Below are 8,014 nucleotides of genomic sequence, written 5' to 3' on the forward strand. Positions count from 1 at the left end.
CCGCCACTCGCCTTGTGGATCACCTGACGCCGTTGTTAGCGACCGTGGACAGCCTGCTACATGCAGTCTGGCTGGTCTTGATCCTGCTCCTATGAGGGGCAGCGTCATCTCAAGGGACTGCCATATCGCGGGCGGTTATTTCTCGGTTACGACCTACAGGCACGTTAGAAGAAAAAACCGACGCTTTCCGGGTTTCACCCTATACGTTACAATAGATGATCAGCAATATCCAAAGTAATGACACCCTGAGGGCTTCGGATTTCATCTAGAAATATTAGAAAGTTCCTGATTTTTCACTGTGAATAATACAAATTTCATGACAGCTTAGCCCTGACCATACTGGTCAGCGGCCAGACAAGGAACTTGTACCTTCCAAGCCTGGCCTAGCCACTGTGAAACAAGGATTCACAATGACCGTTTCCACGCTTACCATGTCCCGCGCCCTCTCGGCAGGTCCTGCGGCAGCCTCTCAAGCTGCATACGAGAACGCCGACGATCAGGCCTATTGGGACACCTACGAGGCGCATTTAGACGCCCTTGCTGAAGCCTCATTCAGCACCTTAGAGGCCACTGTAGAGGCGTTAAGAGCAATCATTGTCGACGCCATCGACTGCGATCTCTTCGGGGAGGCCTGCCAGGCTCAAAAAAGGGTATTCCGGGCGGCCCTCAACGTTGCTGAGTTCACCCATTCACTAGCCCATTGAGGGCTTGAAAGGTCACGATGGAGCTTGATCTTTCAGGCGGGCTCCATCGTCCTTCAATGCTTATCAGTCATACCTAGCATTTTTCCCTTGCAGTTAAGCCTTAACTGCTATTAAGCCATTCAGCAGTTCAGACTTAACTGATGAGGCGATTATGGCTGTTCAAGCGCGAGTTATGGTTCTTAAGAGCACTGAGAAGGCTTTCCCGAACGATTGGAAACTTTGCTTCCAATGGTGCACGTATTTTTACAGTGATGGCGGGCAGCAGACCGGGTATCGGTTCATTTATAAGCGCCCTGATGGGACCCTTCAGGCAGCTAGAGGACAAGCGCGATTGCCCAATATGGAAATCATCCACGAAATGTTGGAGCAGGCTAAACGGGAAGGCTGGGGGTACGTGGGAGACCCAATCGCCTAACATTGGCTAGAAGTCAGGGTTAGCGGTTTCGTCATAGGCCTTCGGGGCGGGGGTTGCAGCTCTCACCTCGTCCCACAGGACATTACGCAGATCCCTGAGGTGCACTAGTTCAGTCCACCCAGAGGCCTTACGAGCAGCCGGAGCCAGGCTTTGCGACATACCGGCCCGCTTGGTCAGAATGTGCCCCTGGGAGCCCTTTGAGCGGATCCCCAAAAGGTCCGCGACAGAGTGCAGCTGACCCTGCCAGGCGACGGCTGGGGTTCGGTCGATCCCCTTGAGTATATAAGCCAGGTATCCGGCCCGTTTGGCGCGACTGTTCAGGCCAGCCTTGGATTTGATTGCAAAGGCCGTGCCGTGGTGCCGGTCGCCCATGTCCCTAGCTTCATGCTTCTGCGCTAGGTAGGCGCGTAGGGCGGGCACCTTGGAAGCAGGGCAATGCAGGCGGAAGTGTGTGTGTAGCTTCTTTCGCTTGTCGAGTTCTGAAACCCAAATGAAGGCCGCCTGCCTTCCCCCTTTCTGGTTCCTTTGCAGCCACTCGCGTAGGTCCTTGATAAAGAGCGCCTGAGCGGCCTGTTGGCCGATGCGGTCTGTTGTTCCCAGCCAATACCAATTCACGTCTAGGCCAGCGTTCATAGGATGATTGATGCTGTCAGCATAGCTGATGGCGTTGAGAAGGCTGGCAGCTTGAGAGAGCTTTAGATTGTCGGGGTTGTGGCTGAGGCGTTCTAAGGGGACCTTTGGGGTTTCCTCAGAGGGACTGAATACGAAGGGGCTATGCAGGTCAGATGAACTCAATGCAGCCTCCTCATTCCCGTGCCCTATAACTAAGAGCCTATCTTCTGTTATCAGCAGATCGTGCCAGAAAGGCCCGGTATGGCTAGATGTTTGGCCTCTTAGCACCCCCTATTTGCCCTGTAAAAACTTACGACTTTTGAACGGCTATTTTCGCCATCGAGCGGTGTCGTTGCTACCGCGCCAGCGCGCTTCATGAGCCATTATCAGGACACCCCTTTAGGAGCCTCACAGAAGCCCGTAGAGCGGTCTGCGCAGGTTTTGGCTACTACCCCACCAGAGGGCCTTTTAAAGGCCGTCCTGAGGGCTACGCTGCACCGTCTTAGAGGGTGTTAGGGATAGCTTGTGCTAGGTTCGGTACCCGGCTTCTTCTGGGGTCAGACCTGAATCCACTTTTGCGAGCAGGTCGAGCCATTCTGAGGGGGTTCGCGTAGGGTAATTTAAGGGGAGCATTGGTTCCGCTGTGCTTTTGGCACGTAGATCTAAAAGCCTTTTTTTCCGGCGTTCAAGCGCCTCGCGTAGCTGCTGAGCATACGCCATCGCCGCTTGCTTTGCGGCTTCAGTACCCACGATCAAGAGGCGATAGGCGTTGCTGGTCCGCACAAGGCGATTTCCACGCCTCACCATGCGGCGCGTTCGCTCCACCAAGCCAAGTGAGTACGCCTGATCTAAGGCGCGGATCACAGTCCGTACCGAGCATCCCGCCTTGGCAGCTAGCGTTTCATGGGCGGGGAAGGTGCCGTGCAGGCCGGTGAAGCTAGCGAGGGCTTGGAGCACTAGATGCGCTTTGCCGGTGAGCTGGCGGGCCTGGGTCATGGTCCAAAGCTGGCTAGAAAAGCTGGGAGTGGTCACAGAGGCTGTCCTATTCTGGACGGCGCGCACTTCCCAAGAAGGATAGCGCTGTTGAACCTTCTACCGGCTCACGCTATATTCCTTCTATCGGATGCCTAAGCGGGCTCAATCGCTTTTGCACCTGCCCGCCGCGTCTTGGCGAGATTAGAGGGGGATGGCCTGGCCGGGCTGTCCCCCTCGTCATTTGTGACCTAAGTGTGCGCTCCGGGCCGGGCTCTGTCCAGTCCTGCTGTTTTAGTAAAGGCCCCCCTGCGCAATTCCGGTCCCGAGTTCACCTTTCACATGGTACGGGCTCGCCAATTCCTGAGCGGCAAGGGAAGGCGTATTGAGCCATTTTGACAGTGCTCCGCCAATAGCCCCGCCCGATAGCAGACCGCCTAGGCCAAGCGCGCCGCCTATGATCGTATTCCCGAGGCCGTCTGACTGTGTCTTGGTCTCCGTGCCTTGGGTCTGGCTGCCGTAGTTCCCGCTGACGAGCCCCAGGTAGTCATTCAGGATTCCTGTCTGGTACCCGTTTTGACCCTGCCACTGCTGATAAGCATTGGTCAGAGCATTCTGGTCATTGCTCTGCTGCTGCTGACCTGCGCCCGCCTGAAGCTGGTAGTTGTTCAGCGCATTCTGGACGGCACTGTTCGTCGCGGTGTTGCCGAGAGAGGCTGCCGTTCCTAGTTGGCTATTGGCAGCAAGCTGGGAGTTCGTGTTCTGCTGCTGAAGCCCAAGGAGGCCTGAAGCGGCGTTGAGCTGGTTCGAGGTGTTGTACTGCGAGTTGTTCTGTTGGAGACCTGCAGTGCCAAGCGCCGAAGCGTTGCCAAGGCTGCCCTGAGTACCCGCTGCACTGGCTGCTGTGCCGAGCCCGTTATTGTACGCACTCAGCGCCGTGGACAGCCCCTGATTGTAGGCGTTGTTCTGCAGCGAGGCGGCCTGAGTGGCCTTAGCCGTTGCTGCCTGACCCTGTGCCATGGCTGTAGCAGCACCTGCACGGGACGAGTTCAGCGCCCCGCCCTGAGCCGCCTGCCGGTTGATACCGGGCAGCGTCGTCTGGTTCAGCGTCTGGTCGATAGTGGCGTTATTCGCATCAATCGCCTGATTGACCGCCGACGAGTTCATGTAGGTCCCTGCATTGGCCGCAAGGCGCTGCGTCGGGTCCGAGAGGGCCTGGCTGGAGACGTTTGAAAGGGTGTTTTGGGCGTTAGTCAGGCCGTTCGTGCCGCTGATTGCAGCATTGTTCAGGTACTGGCTGAGGAGCCCTGAAGGGCCGCTGGCTGAAGTAGAGCCATTGGCGAACTGGCTGAGGATGCCCGAAAGGCCACTATCAAGGCCCTGTTGGCTAAGCTGGCTTGCCCTGGACATGTAGGGAGCAAGCGCTCCAAGGCCCGTTGAGCCAGCCGAGGACTGGCCATCCGTCAGGGCGATGCCGGAACCGTTCGCCCATGAATTAGCGCGGCCTATGGCGTCGTTTAGGGTGCTGTTCGTACCAGCCGTCATCTGGCCGGTGTAGGGGCCATTGGCAGACTGCTGATTGTAGTTCTGCTGGGCTTGGCCGAAGATGTTCTGAACTTGTGATGCCTGGGGTGCCCAGGGCGACGTTGTAGAGGACGATTTCGTCGTTGATTTGCTACTTCCCAAAGGGACTCCAAAGAGGGTGATCGGGGCCGCAAAGGGGGCGGTGAAACGCCACCCCCCTTTCGACATCTGGTTACTGAGCGGACTGCGCTGCCCGCAGGTGCCGCTGGAAGGCTTCACAGGAGGGGCGCGTGAAATTACGAGGGGTTTCTCTACCGCCTCGGCCCGCGTTCCCCAGCGGAAGGATCCCGGCGAAGGGTGGATGGCCTTGGTTAAGCTTCTTGTGCGTCGTGCCGGAGGCTGCGGCCCTTATAGTTCCGCCCGCCACCCCAGCTTTGTCCGCTAGGTCACAGACTAAGGCTGTGCCCTTGCGTAGCAGCTTACGTGCTTCGATCACCTGCGCGTCTGAGAGCTTAGGCTTGCCCCCTGTGACTGTCCCAGCCTTAACAGCTCGAAGGCAGGCCGCGCTGTGGTCCTCCCATTGCAAGTGAGCCAAATTGCAGCACGCTCTGTTGCCGCAGGTATGCCCCACCACGAGCGACGCCATGTCAGGGCGTGGCAGGAAATGGCACATGAGGTGCCTATGCACCCTAATGTTCGTGCCATGATACTTTAGGGCTGGAAATCCATTGCCTGTGAGGGCGCGCTCCCAGGGATGACATGCATCGGGGCCGTTCTCGTCATTGACCCCGTCCCATATAGTTTCGAGGAGTGGCTTCGTGGAACGAGGACGCCCCCAGGTCATGCCAGCGTTCCCGAAGCGCCTGCCCGTATCTTCTCGGCTGCCGCTCCTAACAGCGCTCTAAAAACCGCCGCGCGCCCCGTGCACAGGGCCGGGTCACGGTCGCAGAGTGACGCCGCGACCAACGCGAAATTGGCGCGGTCCTGAGGGGTAAACCGCAGCGAGGTGCGCTCACCTACGCTTACATATTTCATGAGGATTTTTGTTCCATATTTGGGGTGTGGTTGCTGGTCAGAGGCTCGCTTGACCTAGTGCGCCATTTTATTCGGCTGGCCCGTGGACACACGAAAAGCCGGGGCAATTTGTCCGCCAAATTTTTAGGCGAAGTGCCTTAGGCCTGCGACCATCTTCTATTGCCTACATAGCTATGTCCGCCATCGCGGCAGGGGGGGACCCCAAAGGGAGGCCGCAGGGGCTACCCGGTCTGTTTTGGAAGCGCCTGGAGAGACCCCCTACCCCTCGGGAATTTCACGGGAACAGCCCCACAGGAAGAGCCCGACTTACTCACAATCAACAACAGCTTTAGCGGGATTTTTGAAGGGAATGTTTAGGAGACCCCACGGGGTCTGGAAAACGCCCATACGCGCCGCTTTGCGCGACTTTGCGTCACGCTCAACGCGGACGAACACACGACGCGCTGTGTGCTTGGTGCGGCATAGGTGGCGTGGTGACGCATGACGACAGACTGGAAGTCTGCATTTGTGTGTTTGTGCTCACCGTGTCCCTACTTCGACCTCACGCTGTCACTACCGTGATGCGAAGGTGATACGCTGGCGATACGGCGTGGCCCCGCGCAATCCCTTGATATGTGTGCGGCGTTGCCGTATGTTGGGGGATGCATTCGGTCATCGAAACCCCGATTTTCACCAAGCGCGCGGATGCGTTGCTGACACCCGAAGAACGGGCCGATTTGATCCGGGCGCTGGCCGAAAACCCACGCGGGGGAGCCTTGATTCCCGGCATGGGAGGGGCACGGAAGATGCGCTTTGCCGGGGCCGGTAAGGGCAAGCGGGGCGGCTTCCGGGTTATCTGGTATGTGGCCGGGGATGAAACGCCGATCCTCGCCTTGCTGCTGTATGGCAAGAACGATCAGGCCGATCTGACACCGGACCAGAAGCGCGCCTTTGTGACGATCATCAAGGGAGGATCATGAGATGGCAAACCTTGCCGAAGAACTGCTGGCGTCGGCCCGTGAAGCCGCCGAGATCATGGCCGGACGTATGGAGCCTGGCCGCGTGTGGAACCCACCCGCTGGTGTTGACGTGGGACAGGTCCGCGCGCGCACAGGCCTGAGCCAGGTCGCTTTCGCCGCCCGTTATGGGTTTAGTGCCGGGGCTGTGCGTGATTGGGAGCAGGGCCGCCGCCAGCCAGAAAAGGCGGCCAGAACGCTCTTGCTTCTGATCGACCGCGAGCCTCAGGCTGTCGAACGGGTTCTGGCAGGAGCGGCTTAGGACGTAGGGGCATCGTCGCCCCAACGTATCAGCTACGGCGTAGCAGCCTCTGGATCAGGCTACGTTCTGGCGTAGCAGCCCTATCCTGTAGCCCCTCAAGGACCTCCAGGCGGGCCTCAGCCGCGGCCAGCTTGGCCCTATATTCTGAGCTTTCGTCCTTGGCTGCGAGGAGGAGGGCCTGAAGCTCCGCAATCTGCCCAAGGGCCACACGTAGCGTATCCTCTGTAGGGGATACGTCGCTTGCCAGTTCTGAGGTTTTATCAGGGGTCTTGTGGGGCAACGGCGTAGCTACGTGGTCGCTACCGTCCGGTATGGTCACGATCACCATCCCATCGTTTCCGGCTTGCCGATGCCAGCGATAGCGCCTCACCCTTGCTTTAGCTGCTGGAACGCTCACACCCCATCTGTCGGCTAGCTGCTGATACGATACGCGCTCTTCTGCCATGTAGCCCCTCGTGGTCCCTGTAGGGGCATCGTAGCTGCCACCGTAGCGACTACGCAACGCGCAACGGAACATCCTGCCGATACCCCATAAGGAGACCTTAAACGTGTCCCACAGGGCTTGGTCATTTAGGACATGTCTCGGATAGGACAGGCCAAGCCTAATTCAATGTCCCATGAAATTGTTTTTGACTTTTAGGACATTCTAGCGATAGGGTCTAAGACCTTTTGGGACAGATAGAGCTAGGATCAGGACATGAGAATTGGCTATGCGCGTGTATCGACCACAGACCAGGACGCGGGGTTCGAAGCCCAGCTTCGGGACCTAGAGGCTGCTGGCTGCGAAAAGACCTTCTCAGAAAAGGTGAGCGGCAAAGACACAAACCGCCCGCAGCTTCAGACTGCACTGGACTACCTCCGCGAGGGAGACACGCTGGTAGTCACAAAACCCGACCGCCTGGCGCGTTCGACTGCTGACCTGCTGGGGCTGGCCGAGGCTATCCAGACCAAGGGTGCAACGCTGGTGGTCCTGAGCATGGGCGGGCAGGCTATGGATACCGCCACCCCGACCGGCAAGCTCATGCTGACCATGCTTGCCGCCGTCGCTGAGTTCGAGCGCTCTTTGATGCTTGAGCGCCAGCGTGAGGGCATCGCCGCCGCTAAGGAGGCCGGGAAGTACAAGGGGCGGCCTTCTACGGTCATGAGCCAAGCGCAGACGATTAGGCAGATGCGCGCTGAAGGGCACAGCGCCATCGCTATCGCCAAGGCGTTGGGCATCGCCCGCAGCGGCGTTTATCGGGCACTTGAGGAGGCACCCTAAGCGGCCCTGAGAGAGCATATGCGGCGCTCACATCCGCCTGTGGGAGACTTCTGAGGTCAGCATAACTCAGGAGGAAAGCATGACAGCCCTCATTCACCTACTCGAAGCCGCCACTCGCCTTGTGGATCACCTGACGCCGTTGTTAGCGACCGTGGACAGCCTGCTACATGCAGTCTGGCTGGTCTTGATCCTGCTCCTATGAGGGGCAGCGTCATCTCAAGGGACTGCCATATC

Annotated in this window: 9 protein-coding genes; 4 read left to right on the plus strand and 5 right to left on the minus strand. The window is 58.5% G+C overall.

The features are described from left to right. Positions 1 to 410 precede the first annotated feature (410 nt). Positions 411 to 704 carry a hypothetical protein gene (locus ACWNRM_RS14990; RefSeq protein ID WP_485171484.1) on the plus strand — a complete coding sequence of 98 codons (294 nt, stop codon included), beginning with the start codon at positions 411 to 413 and terminating at the stop codon, positions 702 to 704. Positions 705 to 1,125: 421 nt separating this feature from the next. Here ACWNRM_RS14990 and ACWNRM_RS14995 read toward each other — a convergent pair whose 3' ends face one another. The 4 genes from ACWNRM_RS14995 to ACWNRM_RS15010 all read right to left on the minus strand — a co-directional run bounded on the left by ACWNRM_RS14995 (position 1,126) and on the right by ACWNRM_RS15010 (position 5,262). Next, positions 1,126 to 1,914 carry a rolling circle replication-associated protein gene (locus tag ACWNRM_RS14995; protein WP_485171485.1) on the minus strand — a complete coding sequence of 263 codons (789 nt, stop codon included), beginning with the start codon at positions 1,912 to 1,914 and terminating at the stop codon, positions 1,126 to 1,128. A gap of 345 nt (positions 1,915 to 2,259) precedes the next feature. After that, complete coding sequence (locus ACWNRM_RS15000; protein WP_485171486.1) at positions 2,260 to 2,727, minus strand: helix-turn-helix domain-containing protein; 468 nt, start codon at positions 2,725 to 2,727, stop codon at positions 2,260 to 2,262. Between the two features lie 270 nt (positions 2,728 to 2,997). Beyond that, positions 2,998 to 4,506, minus strand: a complete 1,509-nt coding sequence (locus tag ACWNRM_RS15005; RefSeq protein ID WP_485171487.1) for a hypothetical protein — start codon at positions 4,504 to 4,506, stop codon at positions 2,998 to 3,000. Positions 4,507 to 5,067: 561 nt separating this feature from the next. Continuing rightward, entirely contained in the window at positions 5,068 to 5,262 is a 195-nt protein-coding gene (locus tag ACWNRM_RS15010; protein ID WP_485171488.1) for a hypothetical protein, read from the minus strand. A gap of 641 nt (positions 5,263 to 5,903) precedes the next feature. Between ACWNRM_RS15010 and ACWNRM_RS15015 the strand changes: the two genes are divergently transcribed. Both ACWNRM_RS15015 and ACWNRM_RS15020 read left to right on the plus strand, forming a co-directional pair. Further along, the gene (locus tag ACWNRM_RS15015) at positions 5,904 to 6,221 is read left to right on the plus strand and encodes an addiction module toxin RelE (protein WP_485171489.1); all 318 of its coding nucleotides are present in this window, start codon (positions 5,904 to 5,906) and stop codon (positions 6,219 to 6,221) included. Position 6,222: 1 nt separating this feature from the next. Continuing rightward, entirely contained in the window at positions 6,223 to 6,519 is a 297-nt protein-coding gene (locus ACWNRM_RS15020) for a helix-turn-helix domain-containing protein (RefSeq protein ID WP_485171490.1), read from the plus strand. A gap of 28 nt (positions 6,520 to 6,547) precedes the next feature. Here ACWNRM_RS15020 and ACWNRM_RS15025 read toward each other — a convergent pair whose 3' ends face one another. Further along, positions 6,548 to 6,916 (minus strand): hypothetical protein, encoded by a 369-nt coding sequence (locus ACWNRM_RS15025; protein WP_485171491.1) that lies wholly within the window; start codon positions 6,914 to 6,916, stop codon positions 6,548 to 6,550. A gap of 300 nt (positions 6,917 to 7,216) precedes the next feature. Here ACWNRM_RS15025 and ACWNRM_RS15030 point away from each other — a divergent pair, with 300 nt between their 5' ends. Further along, entirely contained in the window at positions 7,217 to 7,780 is a 564-nt protein-coding gene (locus ACWNRM_RS15030) for a recombinase family protein (RefSeq protein WP_485171492.1), read from the plus strand. Positions 7,781 to 8,014: the final 234 nt, after the last annotated feature.

The organism is Asaia sp. A2, assembly GCF_057319415.1.